At 35.7% G+C, this 21,462-nt stretch carries 20 protein-coding genes; 5 read left to right on the top strand and 15 right to left on the bottom strand.

The features are described 5' to 3' along the window. Window positions 1-10: 10 nt before the first annotated feature. Entirely contained in the window at window positions 11-808 is a 798-nt protein-coding gene (locus tag M3205_RS04840; protein WP_251168881.1) for a MurR/RpiR family transcriptional regulator, read from the bottom strand. Between the two features lie 110 nt (window positions 809-918). Between M3205_RS04840 and M3205_RS04835 the strand changes: the two genes are divergently transcribed. Beyond that, window positions 919-2,328, top strand: coding sequence for a YfcC family protein (locus tag M3205_RS04835; RefSeq protein ID WP_251168880.1), 1,410 nt, complete (start codon window positions 919-921; stop codon window positions 2,326-2,328). A gap of 508 nt (window positions 2,329-2,836) precedes the next feature. Here the strand turns inward: M3205_RS04835 and M3205_RS04830 are convergent. From M3205_RS04830 to M3205_RS04820, 3 genes are all read right to left on the bottom strand, one after another. Beyond that, window positions 2,837-3,238, bottom strand: a complete 402-nt coding sequence (locus M3205_RS04830) for a DUF4181 domain-containing protein (protein ID WP_251168879.1) — start codon at window positions 3,236-3,238, stop codon at window positions 2,837-2,839. A gap of 65 nt (window positions 3,239-3,303) precedes the next feature. Beyond that, window positions 3,304-3,507 carry a hypothetical protein gene (locus tag M3205_RS04825; protein ID WP_251168878.1) on the bottom strand — a complete coding sequence of 68 codons (204 nt, stop codon included), beginning with the start codon at window positions 3,505-3,507 and terminating at the stop codon, window positions 3,304-3,306. Window positions 3,508-4,169: 662 nt separating this feature from the next. Further along, on the bottom strand, window positions 4,170-4,409 hold the full coding sequence (locus tag M3205_RS04820; RefSeq protein WP_251168877.1) for a hypothetical protein: 240 nt from the start codon (window positions 4,407-4,409) through the stop codon (window positions 4,170-4,172). Between the two features lie 386 nt (window positions 4,410-4,795). On the opposite strand from M3205_RS04820, the gene M3205_RS04815 reads away from it, so the two are divergent. Then, on the top strand, window positions 4,796-5,293 hold the full coding sequence (locus M3205_RS04815) for a hypothetical protein (protein WP_251168876.1): 498 nt from the start codon (window positions 4,796-4,798) through the stop codon (window positions 5,291-5,293). Between the two features lie 177 nt (window positions 5,294-5,470). On the opposite strand, the gene M3205_RS04810 is transcribed toward M3205_RS04815, so the two are convergent. After that, a complete protein-coding gene (locus M3205_RS04810) occupies window positions 5,471-6,319 on the bottom strand; it encodes an ATP-dependent DNA ligase (RefSeq protein ID WP_251168875.1) in 849 nt (282 codons plus the stop codon). 213 nt (window positions 6,320-6,532) lie between these two features. On the opposite strand from M3205_RS04810, the gene M3205_RS04805 reads away from it, so the two are divergent. After that, entirely contained in the window at window positions 6,533-7,567 is a 1,035-nt protein-coding gene (locus M3205_RS04805) for a hypothetical protein (protein ID WP_251168874.1), read from the top strand. Between the two features lie 11 nt (window positions 7,568-7,578). Then, window positions 7,579-8,289: a hypothetical protein gene (locus M3205_RS04800; protein WP_009336140.1), complete on the top strand. Its 711-nt coding sequence runs from the start codon at window positions 7,579-7,581 to the stop codon at window positions 8,287-8,289. 20 nt (window positions 8,290-8,309) lie between these two features. Here M3205_RS04800 and M3205_RS04795 read toward each other — a convergent pair whose 3' ends face one another. From M3205_RS04795 to M3205_RS04750, 10 genes are all read right to left on the bottom strand, one after another. Beyond that, window positions 8,310-8,909 carry a hypothetical protein gene (locus M3205_RS04795; RefSeq protein WP_251168873.1) on the bottom strand — a complete coding sequence of 200 codons (600 nt, stop codon included), beginning with the start codon at window positions 8,907-8,909 and terminating at the stop codon, window positions 8,310-8,312. A 35-nt stretch (window positions 8,910-8,944) separates the two neighbouring features. Continuing rightward, window positions 8,945-9,475: a hypothetical protein gene (locus M3205_RS04790; protein WP_019380456.1), complete on the bottom strand. Its 531-nt coding sequence runs from the start codon at window positions 9,473-9,475 to the stop codon at window positions 8,945-8,947. 43 nt (window positions 9,476-9,518) lie between these two features. Continuing rightward, window positions 9,519-11,642, bottom strand: coding sequence for a peptidoglycan DD-metalloendopeptidase family protein (locus M3205_RS04785; RefSeq protein WP_251168872.1), 2,124 nt, complete (start codon window positions 11,640-11,642; stop codon window positions 9,519-9,521). Window positions 11,643-11,646: 4 nt separating this feature from the next. Continuing rightward, window positions 11,647-15,732: a conjugal transfer protein TraG N-terminal domain-containing protein gene (locus M3205_RS04780; RefSeq protein WP_251168871.1), complete on the bottom strand. Its 4,086-nt coding sequence runs from the start codon at window positions 15,730-15,732 to the stop codon at window positions 11,647-11,649. Window positions 15,733-15,748: 16 nt separating this feature from the next. Then, entirely contained in the window at window positions 15,749-17,854 is a 2,106-nt protein-coding gene (locus M3205_RS04775) for a VirB4 family type IV secretion system protein (RefSeq protein ID WP_009336130.1), read from the bottom strand. Beyond that, window positions 17,793-18,713 (bottom strand): hypothetical protein, encoded by a 921-nt coding sequence (locus tag M3205_RS04770; protein WP_019380453.1) that lies wholly within the window; start codon window positions 18,711-18,713, stop codon window positions 17,793-17,795. The genes M3205_RS04775 and M3205_RS04770 overlap by 62 nt, the downstream gene beginning before the upstream one ends. Continuing rightward, complete coding sequence (locus M3205_RS04765; RefSeq protein WP_019380452.1) at window positions 18,710-19,054, bottom strand: PrgI family mobile element protein; 345 nt, start codon at window positions 19,052-19,054, stop codon at window positions 18,710-18,712. Before M3205_RS04765 ends, M3205_RS04770 begins: the two co-directional genes overlap by 4 nt. Before the next feature lie 73 nt (window positions 19,055-19,127). Beyond that, entirely contained in the window at window positions 19,128-19,487 is a 360-nt protein-coding gene (locus M3205_RS04760) for a pilin (RefSeq protein WP_251168870.1), read from the bottom strand. Window positions 19,488-19,718: 231 nt separating this feature from the next. Further along, window positions 19,719-20,318 (bottom strand): hypothetical protein, encoded by a 600-nt coding sequence (locus tag M3205_RS04755; protein ID WP_009336127.1) that lies wholly within the window; start codon window positions 20,316-20,318, stop codon window positions 19,719-19,721. Next, window positions 20,315-20,740, bottom strand: a complete 426-nt coding sequence (locus M3205_RS04750) for a hypothetical protein (RefSeq protein ID WP_019380475.1) — start codon at window positions 20,738-20,740, stop codon at window positions 20,315-20,317. The genes M3205_RS04755 and M3205_RS04750 overlap by 4 nt, the downstream gene beginning before the upstream one ends. A gap of 409 nt (window positions 20,741-21,149) precedes the next feature. Here M3205_RS04750 and M3205_RS04745 point away from each other — a divergent pair, with 409 nt between their 5' ends. Continuing rightward, window positions 21,150-21,428 carry an HU family DNA-binding protein gene (locus M3205_RS04745; protein WP_009336125.1) on the top strand — a complete coding sequence of 93 codons (279 nt, stop codon included), beginning with the start codon at window positions 21,150-21,152 and terminating at the stop codon, window positions 21,426-21,428. The last annotated feature ends 34 nt before the right edge of the window (window positions 21,429-21,462 follow it).

The following is a 21,462-nucleotide window of genomic DNA, read 5'->3' as shown; positions in this document are numbered from 1 at the left end:
TTATCACCTTTCATTGAATATAGTATCGATTAGTGGGGTTCACAAAATCGAGCTTTCCAACCTTTTGGGCTATATGGAGCAGAAGTGCGTTTAAAACAGAAAAGGTTACAGGCCCTTTTTCCAATAGGGACTTTTGTGATGTGTTTATAGTTAAAACAAGATCTCCATATTCCACAATTGGTGAGATCTGTGAATCCGTTATGACGATAATATTATTCCCATTTGATTTTGCCTCTTTTGCTAATCTAATTGATTCCAAAGCATATCGATAATAGGAAAAAATTAAGACCGTATGTTCATTACCATCTTTAGTGATACCAACATCAGTTTCAGGGCGATATAAAGTGGTGTTATCCAAAAGACTATTTAGAACGTATGAAAACCAATGTGCATAAGCAAAAGATTGGTAATACCCCACTATTTTTACTGAACGAGAACCAACAATCTGATCAACAATATTTCTAGCAATATCCCAGTCAATATTTTTAGCAACCTGATTGATAATGCCTTCATCAATACTCATTACATTTTCAAATGAATCAGATGTATCGGGAGAAACCTCTTTACCTGGCGGCTGAATCGTTAACAATCTGTATTGGACATCTTTTTGTAATTCTGCAAAGCCAATGTAGCCAATAGCTTTACAAAAGCGGATAACCATTGTCTCGCTTACATCAATTAAAGAAGCTACTTTTTTAGCTGGGTGAGTGGCAAATAAAACTGGATTGGAGAGTAATGATTCAGCTACTTTTTTTAATCCTTTCGTTAAGGAATTATAGTGTTTGTTTGTTTTTTCAATATAAGACATGTTTCAACTCCAGAATAAAGTATTTAATTTATTGTTGTTAAAATAAAGTTTATGCTTTATTATAATAAAAGTCAATGAATATTAAGAAAATTCAAACGGAGGTGTTTACAATGGAGAAAGCAAAAGAAAAGAAAGGGTTAAAATGGGGTATACCTGATGCCTATGTTATTTTATTTGGTATTTTAGCCCTTATGGCGGTTTTGACTTATCTTATACCAGCTGGTGAGTTCTCTAGAGAAGAAATAGAAGGTATAACAATGGTAGTACCAGATAGCTATCAGCAGATAGCTTCCTCACCTGCAAGTCTTCTAGACATATTTCTTGCCATTCAAGAAGGGATGATTAGTTCCGCTCCTTTGATTTTCCTAGTATTAATCATTGGAGGATCGTTTGCAGTTATCGAATCAACTGGTGCAATTGATGCAATGATTTTAAAAACGATAGAAAAAACTAAAAATAAAGAATTACTTTTGATAACAGTTGTGTGTATTCTCTTTTCAATTTTTGGAGCACTAGGGATTATCGTTAATGCGGTAATAGCATTTATACCTATAGGTATCATTCTGGCACGTTCAATGAAGATGGATGCTATAGTGGGTGTATCAATTATATATCTTGGAGCATACGCAGGATTTAATACCGCTTTCCTTGACCCGCTAACAACAGGTACTGCACAGCAAATTGCCCAGTTGCCTTTGTTTTCTGGTATCGGCTACCGAATTGTCATTTATATCACAATACTAATTACAACCATTGCCTACATTGCTTATTATGCAAGTAAGATAAAAAATGATCCTGCTAAAAGTGTATTGGGCAATACCCCTTTTCCGAAAATCGAAGAGAAAAATCAGTTAAATAAACAAGTTGTTCTCACTGGTGTACATAAACTTGTGTTGTTCTGGCTTGTAATCGGAATCGGAATCTATGTATTTGGGGTTTTTCAATACAATTGGTCTTTAAATGAGATGGCTGCAATATTTTTAATAATTGCAGTGGGAACTGCAATCATTGCAAAGATATCACCAAATAAACTTATTGTAGAATTCTTTAAGGGTGCTAAGGGATTAGTGTATGGAGCAATGATTATTGGAATGGCTCGTTCCATTGTAGTGGTGTTAGAAGATGGGAAGATTTTAGATACAATTGTTCAGGGTATGGCAAATCTGATGACACCTTTTACTAGTGTTATGGGTGCGTTGGTAATGTTTATTGCCAACTTATTATTTAATATCTTAGTTTCTTCTGGAAGTGGCCAGGCCGTTATAGTTATGCCAATTATGACACCATTGGCAGATATTATGGAAATTCCCAGACAAGTTGCAGTACAAGCATACAAAATGGGAGATGGCTTTACAAATGTAATAACACCTACATCTGGGATATTGATGGCAAATTTAGCAATTGCAGGTGTATCGTGGATAAAATGGATTCGGTTCATTTTTCCATTACTTATGATTTGGATCATCCTGGGATCAATTTTCCTTGTAATCGGCGTATGGATGAATTGGGGACCTTTTTAAATTGCGTTTTTAGAGCTGCCAATCACAGCCTGGAAAGTTATAATGAAGGTATACTGTAATTAAGAGCCTTCTTTTCTCTTATATAGAAAGAAGGCTTTTTTATTGTTATTAAAATACAAGTGCATCCTACCTGTCCTTCATAATATCTTTTAAAATATCATTTTTTAAACTCTCCTTGTACCTCCATAGCTTTTTTTATTCTGATTATTTAGGTAACAAATTTTCTGCCTATGGAAGCATATCTGTTTACTTTTGGACTCTTAGTTTATGAACAGATCAGTTTGACATTAACTGTTTGTATTGTGTTTTATAATAATAAAAGGGATGCCTGTACTTTTGAAACTGCTTCTTTAACTAACCTCTCTCAATAAAAGAAACGTACACACCCGATTACTCCTGATTTCTTAGATTTTCATAGCTGCCCCGTTAGTCGAATAAAAAAAGAGCTGCCGATCTCATTAGATTTTCAACTCTTGCACCCGTTTAGAATAAAAAAAAACTAAAATTTTTATGCTAATATACCAAGTAAATCTAATTGAAAGACTATTACTATGAAAATTACCAATAAAAACATTTCACTAATAGTCAGAATAAATTGTTTGGGGTTCTGTGAATACTTCCACTCAAAAATTGCCCTTATCCCATAATCTAATACAACAAAAATGACTAATGCAAATACCCAAAGTTCAATAGAAAAGCTTTGGAAAAGCACTAAATAAAGGAAAATTAAATTGGTAATAATAGAAGAAATTCTTAAACTCCAATCAATTTTTCGATGTATTTTGTTTATGTGATTATAAGAAAAAAATTCCTTTTTCTCTTTCTCGATATTAAGTGTCTTTCTCAAACAAAGCTTAACTACTGCAATAACAGCAAAAGTAAGTAACGCAATTATTGCCAATTTAGCCAAACTTAATAATCCCCCTTTTTAAACTCTACTGCCCCATTTGTTCAATAAGAAAGTGATAACCAAAACTATATAAAGTTGACCAATTTATCCTTAGAACAATAACTACATTGCTTAACTTCTCTTTTGATTTCGCCTTGTTTCTTAAATTTATTACAAATCTGATTAACCTGCTGCCTTGGTTGAATATTTAAAACCTCAGACAGGCAATCATCACAATAAATATCACTTGTACTTTTTAAGAATTTTTGTATTTTTTCAGTATTAGTCACTACCGATACCTCATAATATTTTTATTTGTTACTTAATGCTTATTATTCCTTATTAAGCTAAGCTAAACTATCCCTTTAGCTTAATAAGGAATTCAAGAATAAAAGCGTTTATCCTTTCACGATCACTTCAAGTGTTAGTAAAAATTGATATAGTAGTACTCATTTACTTCTGTCTTTCTTCCATTTATAAGGTTTACTTGACCAATTATATAAAAGAATAAATAAGAATATCATAAAAGATATCCCTATATTATCAACCCACTTAACTTCTTTATTAACAATATACTGCCAAACAATTGATACTACAAAAAATATTAACGGATATCTAATGCTTTTTTTAAGCAAATTGTCACCACTTTCATTTCCCTCTTGTGCTAACTTACCCCGTTTGTGCCCTTTACATTGAAAGAAGGCTCCTTAATGACTTTCCTTTAATGTCTTTTTATATCGAAATAACTCATCAAACCACATACTAAAACTCCTAATCCAAAAAAAACAGTAAAAAACCAATTCTCTCCCCAACTTACAACTACACTGTATAAACAAGCCAATGCAGTAATTAATGCTGCATATTTGCTCGCAGTCTTTGTATTATTGAAGGTTTTACATCATTCAAATTATTACACTTCAATTTGGATAATTTAGTGACGTGAGTGCTATACCTACATTAAGTTATTACTGACGTACCATCCTAAAAGCCAACCAATGATTCCGCCTATAATTCCTAAATAAATCATTGCTGACCCTTGCTTACTCCTCTGGTAATCTCGCCTTATTACAACTCCTATGTATATAGGGAAAAACAATAGCATAGGCGGCATTAAGTTAAAAGTTAATAAGATGACAGATAACCACCCAATTGTTAGGAGTATACCTTTACCATCTTTTTGTTCATTTCCCATCAACTAACCTCATTTAATACCCTAAATTTTACATTTGTTCCTCATTCTATCATATAGAGAGCTTTAAAATAATAATTTCTTTGATTATCTAATCTGCTTTGTTACTTGGATTAGAAAAAGTAATTCATGTTTATTGAAGAATCACGAGTATAAAAAATATGTACCTATTAAAAAAACAGGGCCTTTTAAGCTATGACAATAGGTCATTAAGAAAAGCATAATTAATAAGTTTATGGGTTGTTTATCTTATTTTATTTTCCAAAAAAAGGGTGTTTCTATTAAAGATAGAATTTCTTATGAACAGGAGGTGTTTGGTAATTTATGGGGTAAGGAAATCAAAAATAGTGGTTTTCTAAGGGCAAATCAATTAAAGGGGAGTGTTCTATTTGAAAAAGTTTATTAGTTTGGTATTCTCGCTTCTACTATTAATATCTATTTCTTCTCCAACTAGTGCCTCTACAAATCATACAGATAATCATAACCATCATATAGAACATCACAATCATGCGTACGAAAGCTTCTCTGATACTAGTAAGAGTAAGAAAAAGCAAGATGGGGATTTTGGAGTCTTATACGTTCCCTGTCCAGAGACAGGCACAAAACATCAAATGAAGGCTCGCGGGACTGGAAAGCATACTCTAACCAATGGAAGTACATGGATTGGGAATTTGTATCAATGTTCCGGTTGCCTTATGACATTAACTACTTACTATAACTATTTTAATTCTGGTGAAAGGCCAAATGGTCCTGGAAAATACATTTTAGCTTCAGCACCTGTTTTTGTAAGTCCTGCAGGCTACGTCTTTTCAGGAAGATACACGTTATCAGGACCAGCCACTTCATGGATCACAGGTGTATTTGGAAGCATGTCGTTTTCATATTAGTATCTTAACAACTGACTAAATCGTTGCTAAATCTTTGTTCACAATACTAGTTAACAAGGGATTTGTGACGCGAAGAACTCTATAAACTTAAAAATGGCTTGCCAAAACTATTTATAGTTAGCAAGCCATTTTTATTGTCATTTATTTGATATGCACTTCAAAACTTAACTATTTTCATTATGAGATAAATTCTACAAAGGAAGGGATACGTAATTTATTTTCTTTTGTCAGGTTACGATATTTTACCTTTGCCTTTATTTTTGGTTCTAGGAAAATAAAGTCCTTGTTTTCATCAACTACATAATTACGGTACTCTTGATAAAACTTTTTCCTCGCTGCAGGAACCATGAACTCCATTAATCCAACAGGTCTCATTTTGTTCCCCTCTTTCAAGGTTAGAAGAAGCCCAAATTCGTTTTTCCTCAATCCTGTAATGTAAACATCAGCGAAAGAGTAATTGATGACTTTAAGCCAATTATGAGACCTATTTTTAATTTTATATAAGGAGTCTGCTTTTTTTATAACAATCCCTTCTAGTCCATGCTCTTTGGTTAAATTAAAATATGCTTCCGCATTTCCGGTTGTCCATTCGACCGGTGCTATATATTGAGAAGGTTTGATTAATGATTTTAATAGTTCTTTTCTCTTGAGCAGAGGTAAATGTGTAATTCTTTTCTCCTCAAGATAGATAATATCGAATACACAATACTGTATGGGTTGTATTCCATTTCTCCCCGCTTGAAATCTGCTAATTGTTTCCTCGAAATCAGGTTTACCTCCAGGACCAGGCACAACTACTTCTCCATCCAGAATCGTTCCATTTGGGATGTCTATATTCAGGAGCTCAGGAAACTTCCCTGTTATTTCATTTCCATGTCGAGTATATAGTTTTATAACGTTATCCCATTTAGATAGAAGTAACCTAATCCCATCTATTTTTAATTCGGAGATATATTCATTTTCATCAAATGGAAGCTCATCGAATGGAGGATTAAATTTATGCAATAACATTGGTGAAACAAACATCCATACCACCTCATTTCAACATTAACAGATACCTTCGATAGTATCCTTATATAATTGGTGGCAAGTTATCCAAATGCTTGTAAAGTAACCATATTGGAGGTTTCGAAGTCTGAATTTCCTTGACCCTACCATAATAAGGTAATATAATAAACACTATAAAACGGTGTAATTTAAAATGAATTTATTTTATATTATTTACTGGCGGTGAATAGGATGAACACTTTGCTTAGTGCGGCTAATGCAGCATTGCAATATAACAGGGGAAAACAAACAGGTTTAGCTGGTTTAGTTTTTATAGGAATTGTTTTACTTGCTGCTTATCAATGGGATCATATCGTCCCTATTTTTGAAGCAATCGGTTTGATAAGTTTTCTCGATCAATGGGGTCTCATATATGAAGGTGAATCTTATATGACTGGATTCAGCATCTTTATGGTTGTATTTAGAATCTGCATTTTGTTTGTAGTACTCGGGTTTATATTATTAGTATTAGGAATTATTGTATCAATGGTTGGCTCTAGTGATATCGGTATTTTAATATTGGGTCTTCTTATCAGTATTATTGCCTTACCGTTTTATCTTGTCTGGATACTTTTCGAGACTATATTCACTCCGAAAGAAGTCCGGGAAGAACGAAAAAGAGAACGAATGAGAAAATATAAAGAAGCTAATAGTACTCCAATTGATATCATAAAGGAGAACTGTAATGAAATTACTGAAGATGAGGCAATAAGGTATTTGAACCGAATTCCTACTAAGGGAGACCATTTATTCTTATTAGGGGTAACGGAGGAAAACGAAGTATTTTTTGTTTTTCCAAAACCATATTATTTAAATACTGAGAATTTCAGTGCTGGCCTATGGGGAATAAAATCCATTATGAAACGGTGCAATGGCTCAGAATTTGGTATTGGGCCATTTCAGATAGATATTAAGCCAGAAGAGATTTACCCAGGTAAAGGTATTCAGCCAGTCCCAATTGATCGGATTACTTTCTATCACTCTGATAATAGCCATAAGGATATTAAAGCGAAATCTCAGCAATTTAGTTACCGGGATGAATATAGAAAATACATTGATGAAATACAGTCAACATACTTTCAAAAAAAGGATAATTTAGAAAAAACCATTTCTATTACTCCAAATAAAGAAAGATTCAATGAAGCAGTCCATGAAATAGCAAATTTCAATGCTTCCAATGAAGAGATAGTAAGGATGATGTTACAATCTGAAGGAAGAGTACAATAGAGAGGCAATGTATGGATAACGAGGAATTAATAAATCAATTAGAACAACACAAATCGGAAATAACAACTGCTGCACATTGGAACTCATATGCAAAAAGTGTTGGTTTACCAGATTCAAATAAGTTGATCGCTAATTATGGGTCATGGAATGAATTAAAACGTAAGCTAGGGCTTCCGGTAACAAATACATCATATACTCCAAGCGAGATACGAACAATAGTCAAAAAGCATAAGAATCATGTTAGGACCCAATCTGTGTGGGATCTATACGCAAGGGAACATTCTTTACCCTCTTCTAAGACGCTTATAAAGAGTTTTGGAACATGGAGTGAAGTAAGGAAATATGTTGGGAATAAACGGGAAAGAAAACCGACATATACAAAGAAAGACATTAAAGATATACTCAAAAACCATGCTCCCAATTTCCAAAATCGTACACAATGGGATGTTTATGCAAAAGAGAATAAACTTCCGACTTACAAGACTATAAAGAAATTTTTTGATTACGAGGAAATTACAAAAATTCTTAACAAGGAAAAAAAGATTAATTTATCAAAAGATGATCTAATACGCATAGCACTTAAGCATAAGGATATATTTTTAACATCAAGCATGGCAAAGTGGGATATATATGCTTCTGAGAACAACTTGCCTAGAAGTACCACCTTCCATAAACATTTTGGCTCCTGGAACACAGCTAAAAATGTGATAAAGCCAATGTAATTTAAAAGCCAGCTCTCCTGTTATTGGAGGCTGGCTTCTATCTGTTTAATGATATCCCAAGCAGAAGTAGTTATTACGTAAGTGCCTATTTCATCCTCATGGTGAGAGTCTGATAAAGTTAAAAGATCAAAATTCACCGTGGCTTCTTTTTGATCGTCGTATTTAATGGTTAGTGAGATTGTGTTGCTATCTGTATTTAAGAACCCTTTATTTACTTTATACAAAATCTCTTTTAGAGTACCATTGCGAGAAATTTTATCCATTATTTCTTTAGTAACGGCATCCTTATCGGGATTTTTACTCTTAAATAAATCTTGAGAGATAGACTCTACATAAAAACTAGATAAAAAGATGTCGGTATTGTTGCTAAGAAGCCCAGCAATAAAATATTTTATGGCATCTTTTTTGGGATCTTCTTTTCCTTCATGCTCAGCATGTTCTGGATGGAAATAACCAATGTCTTGGTCGTTACCTTCCGCTAATTGAATTGTTTTCTCAGTGTATTCTTTTGAATCTTTTATTTCCTTCAGTACCTCTTCTTTAGTAGCGTCTAACTCAATCCTTTGTTTGTCTGAATTGATATCTAGATAGATAAACAAAGAAACACCTAAAATGGCCATTATTGATATTAAAGCGGCAGATTTTTTATTCATGATTATTGAGGTGTCTCTCCGTCTGAGGTTTCAAGACTCTTTCTTAGTATTTTCCATTCATTATTGATAGATGCTTGATTCGTTTTAATTTCTTGGTACTCAGTTCTTAGATAGTTTTTATCAATTTCATTTTCTTCAGTGTTGGCCATATCAATAGCAGTTAACAAAAGTCCGTGAGAGCGATTAATTAGCGCAATAAGATTTTGATGGTTCTCAAATAATTCGGGCTCTACATCTAAACTTTCAACATCAGAAACTAGTGTATTTGATATTTCTATATTGTCTTTCATAGATTTTGCGAATTGTTCACGGCTGTATTGTTCAGTATATAAGCCATCTAATGAATTATTAAAGGACTTAAAAATTGATGTCATTTGATCAAAATATACTTGTAAGGACTTATCATATTCTTCTAGATAGGATTTATTTTCTTCAGTTACCTTTAAACTTGCTGTAGCATTTTGTTTTGAGGAACATCCCATTAAAATAAAAATACTAGTAATGATAATAGTTGCAATCCCTAGCTTTTTCACAAATACTGATTCTCCTTTTTAGAGGGGGAATCCCCCTCATTTATTAAAATTGAACAACTAATGCCGGATTCATCGCATTCCCTTTATTGGGTGTCCACTGGTTTTTGTGCACTTCAAAGTGTAAGTGTACTCCAGTTGAATTCCCGGTCGTTCCCATATAGCCTAAAAATTGCCCTTGCTTGACTTTTGCACCTTGACTCACTGCTCTATTGGTCATATGAGCATAAACTGTTTCATAAGCTTGCCCATTAATGTTGTGCTTAATAAAAACAACGTTTCCATAAGATGAAGAAAAATATGATCGGCTAACTGTCCCATCTGCAGAAGCAACGATAGGAACTTTGGATTTACCCCCAGAAGCGATATCAGTTCCATAATGTACCGTTCCCCATCTTGCTCCAAAAGGAGAAGACACAGGACCAATAGCTGGCCTCATAAAGCTACCTGGCTTTAATGGAGGAGTATTTCCACCACCTTCATAGGTTGCTGCAGTCTTAAATTTCTCTGCGTTTGATAGTACCTTATTAACATACCAATCTGCGTGATTGTATTGCCAAATGGCTTTTCTTGCATCTTTTGCATATCCATTTTTTGATAGGTAATATGCTGCGGTATGAATGGCATCTTCCATGTCCCAAGGGTCTGCTTTGCCGTCATTTTGGGCATCTCTTCCGTATCCATTTCCAGCAGCAATGACTGCTGGACTGGTGATATCTAGACTTGACGAAACCAGTCCTCCGCCGATATTGTACTTCCAGCCAACCCATGTTGCGGGCATGAACTGCATGTGTCCAACAGCGCCAACAGATGAAACCATAGTTTTATGTGAACTGAATCCAGTTTCAACAAAATGTACAGCTGCTAATACATACCAATCAACACCATACTTCTTTTCCGCAGATCGATAGAAAGGCATGTATTGTGGAGGTACACCTGCACCAGGTATTATAGTTCCGTCAAAGCCAGGGGAACCACCGAAGCTACCTCCGGTTCCCATCGTTTGAAGCCAATCTGTATAAGCAATAGTTCCTCCCATAAACATATAGTTTGCTTCTACTATACTTTTATCGGTTAGACCAAGCCCATAAGAATTGAGGATGCTATCAAAAGTAGCATAATCAGTAATAGTAGATTTAGAGGACTCGAAATATTGTTGACGTGTTTTAGTAATTGTTTTTACTTCTATTTTTCGAACTTTCTCGACTTCTACTTCTCTAACCCTTTCTTCTTCCCTTGATTTAGCTTTTTTGACAGGAACTTTTTTATACTTTGTTTTAGTTACCTTTTTATACTTTGTAACAGTTATATACTCTACGTACCTTCTACCGTTTTCATCAAGTTTTACAACAGCAATTTTCTCTTCGTAAGGAACGTATTCGGTAACTGTATAGGGCCGTGTCTCATATTCGATATAGTACTCCACTACAGTAACGGTGTATGTTTCTTTTACTTTTTCTTTATATTTTTCTTCCCGGTATGTGATCTTCTCACTAGTTTTCCAAGGAGTGACTTTAGGTGTGTACGTAAAAGTTGTTGTTCCATTCCAATACTCTACATGGTTTAATTTTGTAACCATATTAGAGGTTCTTTTTACAGGTCCAGCATTACATTTTCCATCTTCACATACCGTGACCTGTTTTTCTTTCCATTCATCATATTGACCGTAATCAAATGTAGGAGCAAGAGCATTGGCCATTTTTTTAATGACGCTTTTAATATCATCATTTTTTTGGAAAGCATCTAATTGAATAGTGGCAGCTATTAGTTTTTCGGGTACGCGATAGGGTCTTTCAAGTGAACTATTCATATTTACTGTGCCATTTGCCTGTTGCACGATATATTCATGAATCTTCTTATCTTCACCCTCTAGTCCATCGCCTGTACCGAACATGAAGCTCCAGGCTAATGAGATAACAATAAGAGCAACAATTACCGCTAAAGCTATCCCTATAACAGGGAGGCCAACAGCTCCAACTAGCCAAGCTAGTACTTTTCCAAGTAGCAAGACAAACTTTTTTGCCGCGAATTTAGCTAATTTAACTGCAAATTTAGCTCCTTTTTTAGCTAGCTTTTTAGCTACTTTCCTGCCCTGCTGTTTGGCCTTATGTTCAGCATATTTTCTTAATACGGATGGATCACGTTCTTTTTCTTGAGGTGAAGGCAGCATGCGATCACCTCAAGCCTTCCACAAATGCTTTATTTCTGAACTTGTCATTCTGTTTTCTCATCATATTTCGTTTGTTAGCTGGACGATAAGCGACTAAATCCTCTGGTTTTAATGAAGTAGTATAACCATCAGTATTATTTGGAATCAGCTTATTATTTCTCATCTCACAGGTGATCTTTTGAGTTTCATCTGGGCTAATTCTTGTATCACCCGGTCCATAAGGAGAAATGCGGTAGGTTTGTCCATTCTTTACTCCTTGAAGGTAGCTTCGATTTCTGTCAACAATCATTTCAATGTTGGACATTTCACTCATTGCATTCTTTAAATAATACTGTCCGCTATCTACCAATTGGTTATAGCTTTGTACTTCTTTTACAACCCTTGGAGTTTTAGGTGTGTTCCTATTAGCTACCAGTTTATTAGGGTTAACATTTATTGTGCGGTTTAAATTAACCCTCCCTCCTCCACTGTCTTCTTGGTAGACATTAGAAGTTGGAGTGAGTTGGCCATCTTGAATTGATAAATCTTGATAAAGGGTGTCTCCCTTTTTTAAAGAAGAATCACCCGAGCCAATACGAGAAACTGTTTGAAGCTGTCCCGATTTCGTTCTTACTTGAAGGACTGTTTGACCCTTAGTAGTAACCATTCGAACTGCTCCAGATGCAAGTGTTTTTTGGCCATCATCCCCAATTATAGTTTGAGCAATTTGTTCTATCTCAGATATTTCAGCAACATCCGGAGATTTTTGATTAACAGCGTTGTTATATGGATTCCATCCTTTTAAGCCAAATGCTTTAGTTACTTGTGTTCCTCCAGCTGCATAATTCGCTCCGGCTTTATAACCCTTTACACCACCAATCATGCCTGTGGTATAAGCAACAGCATTTCTGAAGCCTGATTGTTTTTCTAATACATTTTGAGCGATGTGGTTCCTTCCAGCATCCCACGACTGTTTAATTCCTAATCCAACAGAATCAACAGCTGCTGTTACTGGATTTTGAATTGGATCTCTATTTTCCCATGCTGTTCTTGTTTCAACAGGTAAAGACCTAACAAGAGTGCCCAATTTGGAATCACCAACAAATTTGCTAACCGCTTTCGGACCAGAAATAATACCCGCACTTTCAAGGACTCCACTAGCAACACCTGCACCTAAAGCAGATGCTCCTCTAACGAAACTACCTCCTCCGATTAACCGATGGTCTAAAGGTATATGCCTAGGGAGTCCGCTTACAGGATTGGCTAACGCGTTTAAGTTCTTTTGAAATTGAGATGGTGCATGTGATGTGTTCCATTCTTGAACAGCCTCTTGTCTGGTGGCCCCAGGGTTGCTACTAATATGCTGTTCAACAAAAGCGTCCCTTTGCTTGTTTGTTTGCATTGAAGCTAATTGATTACGTAAGAATGGTGTATTTACCGACTTCCCTGAATACAGTGAAGCGTTCTTTACGGAACTTGTAGCTCCACGAACAGCGAGGAGGCTAGCGCTTTGACCCGCTCCAATTACCGCGCCTACTTCATTTCCAACCTCATTAACAAAGTCGTCCTTATTAATGTAAGAATTGGTACTAGAAGGGATATATCCTAATTTAGAAGCGGCCTTACTAGCAATCTGACTAATTGTGTTTCTTTTACCAGCAACCGCATTTTGCCAAGCAACTTCCCGATTTTGGTTATGGGTTTGTATAGTATCTGAACTTGCATCTGCAGGCAATGGGTTGGACATATCATAGTTCTTCATAAAGGATTCACGATTATTTTTAGCCCACTTGCTTGTCAAATTGCTTACAGTTGCACCGATTAATTCAGAACCCTGAGCTTGTCCCACTTTAACTCCATTAGTCGCAGCTTTGACTGCTTGAATACTTTCAGGATTATTAAAACCGGTAATGGAACTTACTTTATTTCCAAGCTGATTTACAAACTCTTCTTTATTAATAGAGGATGAATCAACTGGAGATCCATTCCCTAGTTTGGAGGCAACCGAAATGGCAGCATTTTTAATAGCATTTTGCTTTTGACCAAGTGCTTGATTCCAGGCAGCTTCTTTAGATTGTTGATGCATTGTTTTTTCTTCTGTAGAAGCATTCGTTGGTAAGGGGTTTTCATTATCATAATTTCTCATAAATGCTTCTTTATTTTTACTGGCCCATTCTTTTGTTAGGCCACCAACAGAAGTATTTATCAAATCTGTAGCTTTTGCACGATTTAAGTTAACGCTATTGATTGCATCCTTAACGGCACCTAAACTTTCTTGTTTCCCATTCATGCCAAGAACGCTACCGACTTGATTGCCAACCTCACTAATAAAGTCATCCTTATTAATGAAAGATTGGCCATCTAACTTGCCAAATCCGAGTTTAGAAGCTGCAGCCAAGACTACACCATTTATGGCATTTCTCTTTTCAGCTATCTTCTGATTCCAGGCTTCATTTTTATTCTGATTATGTTTATTCTTTTCAGCTTCCGTAGCATTTGCTGGCAACGGATGAGCGGCATCATAATTTTGTTTAAAGGTATCTTCATTGTTTCTTGCCCAATCATTAGTCAGGTTATTTACGGTGGAATCTACTAAGTCTGAAGCTTTTGCAAGTTTCCCATTTTGTGCTTTAAGTCCTTTTACTGTTGACCTTGCTTTTTCGAGAAAATCACTTTGCTTAGACGCAACTTGTTTATCCCACATTTGATTGATTTCGCGATCAGTGGCATCAGGGAAACGCTCTTTAATATCTTTTAGAAATGCATCTTTATTTTCACCAGCCCATTGAGAGGTTTCTTTATCAGCAAGGGTATTAGCTAATTTTTCATCTGCATGAGCTTCAGCATTTTTTAAACCATCAAACTTGTTTTTCCCCGCCTTAAAACCAGCTTTAGCTCTGTCTGCCAATAATTCTGCACCAGCCATACCCGCTCTTCCCGCTACTCCACCGATTGCACCACCAGCACTAAAACCTAAAGTTGAGCCAGCAATTGAACCGACAGGACCCATCGGTGAACCAGCAATAGCTCCGGCGGCTCCAAAGACAGCTTTACCGCCTTTTGAAAAAATTTCTCCAGCTTTTAGCATTCTTTCTGCTCTTGAGGTAGAACCTATGTCTGTTCCAGCTCCTGCAAGGAGACCTTTTGCACCGTCTTCTTCAGTACCATCTTTTCCGCCTTTAGCATTTTTAGCTACCTGGCCAGCAGCACTTCTTAATGATTGAGCGACAGATTGTCCACTTAAGGCCCCTTTAACTGCACCAGCAACACCCATTAGTGCAGAACCACCCATCATGGCTGCCGTTTTACTTAACCGGTCATTCATCTGTCCTCCTAAACCTAAAAGAGATCTGATTGATTCCGTAACAGGAATAAAGATGATGTAAAGTAAGATACTTCCGATACCAGGATTCGCACCAGCAATTGCTGCAATTACCCAATATACCCCGGCATGAACGGATTGAACAAATACAGTTCCTGCATATTCTTTAAACAATCCAGCGGTAATACCTTTCGTTTGCGGAATAAGGTAAAGAGCCACTGCCAAAGGCGACATTATGGTTAAAATCATTAGTGTAAGGGTACGCATCATATAATAGAAGTTTGCCCATATTGAAAGTCCAAGAAGTACCAATCCTATTATTAATCCCCCTAGAACACCTTGCTTTAGAAATGTAGTAGCCTGTTTCGCAATATCTCCATCCATGACTTCTTTTGCACTTGAGAATGTCGAAACAAACATTTCATTTACGGAGTACATAATTTCGAAAATTGTGCTCAAGTTAAAAAACAATATAGCTACAAGAATAAAGTCTTTAAAATATTCAAATGTATAGGTCCTGTTAGAAGGATTTATACCGGAAGAGGATATTCTCATACCCGCTAATATAATAGAAACTAAAATGAACCCTACAGATAAGGACTGCATAACAGCCATACCTTGAGCTATAACACCAAATTGATCCTCATTAAAAACACCATAATAGTATTCTTCTTTTCCTGTGTCATAAATGAGCCCCTTAAGAGTGTCTAGATCCTTAAAGGGACCCAATATCCATTCGAGCATCTTCTCAAATAGGGACTCAAATATATCCATAATTTTATCTTGCAAGGACCACCACCCCCTTCTAACGCTGTTCCATGAGTTGTTTTCGCTTCATTTGTTCTTCATAAACTGCTTGGTTAGATTCAATGAAGAATAATTCTTCCTCACTAGGATTTGTTTGTAACCACACGGAGCTTTTTCCCATCCGAAGAATTCCTTCACCTTTATCCGGATTCCCGAATAAGATATTTATTTCACCAGCGCTAAGGTCAAAGTTTTCCTTAATAACTTTCAAATCAATTTTGTTTTGCTGAAGGAATAGATAAGCATGTGTATTTTGTAGAATCCCTCTAGCTTTGTTATTAGTAACAAAGCGTACAAAGTCCTGACTTGCCAATCGAAGACCTGTGTTTCGTTTACGGGCTCTTCGTGCCATTTTTTCAAGGAAACTGACTGTTTGCTCAGAATCGATTAATGTCCAAGCTTCATCGGCGTAAACAAATTTCTTTTTTGTTGCGTTATCTAGATTTTTCACAAAATGCTCCCATAAATAATTCAGGATTACATGATAAGCAATTGGGCGTAAAAAGCCTTCCTCCATTTGGCTAATATTAAAATTAACCAGCCTTGCATCTTGCAATGATTGGGTAACTCCCTTGCCAAGATATGTTTGTCCATCGAAGATAGGCTTTGAGCCATCCCTTAAGAAGGGGCGAATGGCGGCTATTAATCTTAGAGCTTTTGGCTCTTCCTCATAATGATCTTTTAAGTATTCGAACACATCAGATATAGTCGGTTCCGGTTTCCTTACTTTTGATTGGATCAATTGGTTGTCAACTTGAACTACCTCGTTGCTGAATAAGGAATCCGGATGAGATGTAAGCTTTAACTTTTCATTAAAGATGTATTGAACTGCTTCTTCTAAATAGTTTCTCTCAAAAACATCAAGGCCTCGATCTTCCGAATTCTTACCGCGGCAAATAATATCGAAAAAGTCCAGAATGTCATTCATTTTTTCTCTAAGAGGTACAAACCGAATAAATTTCTTCCCCTCTTTTTCAATAACTTCTCGTTCATCAGTATCTTCTAATAAATCTAACTCTTCATCTTGCTCATCCATTGGGACGTCAGTAAAGTTAATAGCGAGAGGATTAATGCAAATATCTTCTTCTTCACTAATGTTTAAATTGATACCACCTAATCGTCTGGTGATTCGAACAAATTCACCTTCTGGGTCTATTAATCTGCTATAGATATTTGCACCAGTTAATTCCCGAGCAATTAAGAGCTTAAGAGTTACTGATTTACCTGAACCAGATATACCAACTACAAACATGTTATAGTTTTGTGGACGGTACTCTTCATTCCCAAAACTATTGATAAACTCTAATTGGCCAGTAATTTTATTTATTCCTAATGGAATACCTCCCATGTATTTACCGCTGCCACTAATGAAGGGAGCGAAGGTAGATAAAGCACGGCGGTCAATATTACGAAATGAATCCGGAATCTCATTTTTCCCAAAAGGAATAACACTTTTAAAACCTTTTTTGACTCTGCCCCAGGTCGAGACTAAAGAGAAGAATTGACTGCTCATTTCATCCTCGATGGCTTCACTGTACCTATTTAGTTCCTTCTCGCTTTGGCCATATAAAACCCCTAACGAACTAACGTTATACATGTCATTCTCGGAGAACTGTATTTCGCTCATAAGTAAGTCTGTGTCTCGAATTTTAGATTCCAAATCATTAATTTGATCAATGTTTCCTCTTTTAGTCTGAAAGGTTAAGTTCGACTGGAGCATTGTAATTTGCCGCTGTAAGGTTCTAATGGCATCTGATTTTCCTACTTTATGTACATCAATTAGAACGTCTACTTCTCCACTTGAAGAAAGATTGTAGAGCCAATTAGTCTGCATTTTTCTGGGATAGCCGTCTCTTGGAATATAAATTGGACGGAAATATGTTTTGGTTCCTAGAGATTGCTTTATTATTCCAAAATCTTCACTATTAATTTTTAAGCCTTCAGGGGAAATAATGTCCCACATTGTAGGCTTAGTCACCATTTGATGATCTGAGATCGCTTCATCCTTACCGGACTGTTTTTTCTTTTTAACCTTACTTTCTTTAACTTGCTTGGCTTTCTTCTGTTCGATCTTCTTTTCGCTGTTCTTCTTGGTTAAATTCATTTTCTTCAATAGCCTCCTTAACCGCTTCAATATGTTCATCAGTCTGCTCAGCTGTTACGTACAATGCATTTTTTTCTGTTTCTACTAAATCTTTGAAACGATTTTTTACTGCTTTTCGACGATTAAAAGTGTGATAAAGCAATTCATAAATCCCTTCTGTAGGAAGAAGAGAAACATTCATTTCCGCTCTCCTTAATTGAGATTTAGCGGCATTCAATCTCCTCATTAATTCAGCAAATGATTTCTCAACAAGTTTTTCTTCTAATTCTTCAGCTGAATCAGCTGAAATGTCCTTTGCGTTGATTTTATGAGTAAATATGAGATATCTCTTAGTCTCATAACGTGGTGTTTGTGATTGCCAATTTTGTAAGTCATCAATCATTGATTGGCCAAAACTTAATGCTGCTTCATTAAGGTCTTCTGAATTTCTCATGCTCTCTTTCATTTGCTGGACCGGTTCAGAAATATCTATAAAACGATTTTGTAGGTAAAACTGTACAGGGTAATTAATGGCAGCTAACCAACTTTCAAAAACCATATCGATCGCTTCCTGTTCATCTTGGCTCTTAAGGAAGTAATTGACCGGCTCAACTTCAGCTATCATGGTGAAGGAATTATCATTAAACCTAATCATATGGTTTGATATGTCCTTTACTTCATCAAATAACTCTTGAAAAAGCTTTGGCTCTTCTTCGATTGAAACCTCATGCTTTTTCTTTTTTTGTTTCTTTTTATTTGATGGGGTATCTGATTCATAAACTTTTTTTTCTTTCCAAGGGAGAATGGGCTCCTTCAACATCATTTTGTAAAATACATAAGCAACAACCCCGAAGATTGCCATTACGATAAGTTCAATCATTTATTAGTCACCTTCCAATTTTTAGAACGGCTTCCTTTCCGCCAAATGCCTATCTGTTTTCCGTAATTAAGCTTAATTAGAAAATAGTGGTCAAAATTTAGATGAAGTTTTGTTTTTTTCCAAAAACCAAATATGAAAATAAAAACCAGTGTGGGAATTGCTGAAATAAGAGCAGCTATCCCACCGACGATAAAATGCGGGAATATGTTAAAGACTATGGGGATATATGTATATAAAATGGCCCCGCCAATGATGAGGTAGATAAGTTGCCTTATAGAGATAAAGCCTAGTATTGTTTTTTGTTCAGAGGACATATCAATTGGAACAGTTTCTTTTCTCAAATGAGCACCTTCTTTAAAAATCTACCCCTCTAATAATTTAGAGGGGTATGAGTTTTTCTATTTGAATTTCTAATTAGGATCCGAATCCTGCAAACCAACCAGCAATAGTCGTTGCTTTAACAATAATGAAAATTCCAAGTCCAGCCATTAAGATTCCAATAAAGCCCTGCGTTCGGGCCTGTGGATTTCCGCCCTGAGCAGCTGAGAGTCTCATACCCGCGAATAATAGGCATCCAATAACCCAGAATCCACCTACAGCTGTAATAAAGTAAACAATGTTAGCAAGATCGGTGTAAATTTTACTGTTTTGCAAATTTCCCTGAGGGGTAATACCGGATTTTTTCCAAGCTGCTGCGGCTTCCTCTGGAGAGAAAAGAAGTAAAGAAAAGGCAAATACTGCAGTTAACGCTATAAATGGAAATAATTTTTTCATAGACTTTTTCATGGTTCCACCTCCTTCGAGGAACAAAAAAAGCCCCGAAGAAGCTAAGAGCTGCAGATACAAAAAGTATCTGCTCTTAGTTCTTCGGGGCTTTCCCGTTGGTTTAATTTATATATCATCATAATAATGTAAATATTGGATATGGTCAAGCCTTTATTCCTGTTTTTTGAAGGGCCTATTGCTCCGTGAAATCCTAAATTATGGTACCAACTTTAATAAGGATTATAAGTTTCTATAACGAGCAACAATATTTTCTATTACGTTGGTTAAATTTCCAGTTCTATATTTCTGTATAAAGTCGCTATAAAGAATTCTTAGCACCTGGTTAACTGTAAATGATTTGTTTTCCCCTAATTCTGCTATATCACTTAAAATTACTTCCAGTCGTAAGGCTTCTTTTCTTCTGATGGTACATTCAAATATACGCTCTTTTCCTTTAGATGTATTACGGTTATATGTTTTATTCCCACCTTCATAGCTATTCACCTTTAACGAGTGTTCACTCCTTATATCTAATTCATGATAAAGATCATATGGATTGTTTCGTTGTTTTGCTTGATACAAAAAATCGTCAAGGAGTAAACTTATTAGATCTCTTTGCGTGAATTTACACTCCATGGCTTCAGATACATCATTGCAAAATAGTTCTCCCCTTAAGTATTCAGATGCAGGCACAGAAAAAGAGTATTGAAGTTCTTGAGATTTATATAAGCTTCTACCCAGATTAAAAATTAACTTATCAATCAATCCACTTGGTTGATAAGATAAATCGTCAAGTTCTTCTTCATATATTTCATATTGACCATATCTGGTTTTATTCATAACAATAACCTTCTTTCAATGGTTAGCATGAAACTTATAATCCTGTAGGCAGCCTCTTTTAGACTACAATCCCATTTAACTTTATAATCAAAAAGCTGATCATGGTAATGAACTTCAAGTTTTGCAGGATAAGGTTTCCCTTTTGGATTGTAATAACAGGGAGGAAAATGATGCTCTTCCTTGAGCGCCTTCTTGATTAACAAAGTGCAATAAGGAGTCGGTTCCAGGCCACGCATTTTAGCAAGCCTTTTAATTAATACCCTCTCTTCGTCATTGAATGGTATCTTCACATCTTTCTTTTTATCGCATCTTTCTTTTCTGCCCTCAGCCTTCGTTACAGGCTTTTTCCGAACATTGGGTGTATGAGTTACGGATAGCTTGTTTTTATTTTTGTTATCAAAAATTGGATTGATTGCTTTCAATATACTCCCCCCTCTTCTAAAAGAGCCCCTCTCTCCTCTTTTATCCCAGTGTCAAAATGTTAAATAGTTATATTGTTAATCTATTCATCTAGTGGAGAGTATAGTACGTTTAGAATTTATTAATTTGGACAAACTAAAAATTAACGAACGAAATAAGAGGGCAGGTGGGGAATATATGGCTTCTAAAAAGGATAAAAAAACATTGCTGAAGGAATTAGGGAAGGCAGCAAAAAAATCTAAAGCTGTGACGAAAGTAAAAGTGAAGTGATTTTAGCAGATTTTAAACTCAAGCTGGTAAAGTAGTAAAATATGAAGAGATTATTTTTCTTGAATATAAACAAGCTTATATGCTATTACTTATAGTGCAACAATAAATTGATGATTCCAAATTTTTCTAGAGGTGACCAAAATGAATAAAACAGAACTTGTAAATGCAGTTGCTGAACGTAGTGAGCTTTCCAAAAAGGATGCTTCAAAAGCTGTTGATGCAGTATTTGAAGCAGTTACTAATGTATTAAAAGAAGGGAAAAAAGCCCAATTTTTAGGTTTTGGTAACTTTGAGGTTCGTGAAAGAGCCGCTCGTAAAGGGCGTAATCCGCAAACTGGTGAAGAAATTGAAATTGCTGCGAGTAAAGTACCAGCATTTTCTCCAGGTAAAGCACTGAAAGATGCAGTGAAAAACAGTTAAATAACTGGTTCTAAATTTAGTAAAGCCCTTCTTA

The organism is Cytobacillus firmus, assembly GCF_023715565.1.
Lineage (GTDB): Bacteria > Bacillota > Bacilli > Bacillales > Cytobacillaceae > Cytobacillus > Cytobacillus firmus_C.
The sequence above is the reverse complement of the archived record's forward strand: the minus strand, read 5'-3'. Positions and strand labels throughout refer to the sequence as shown.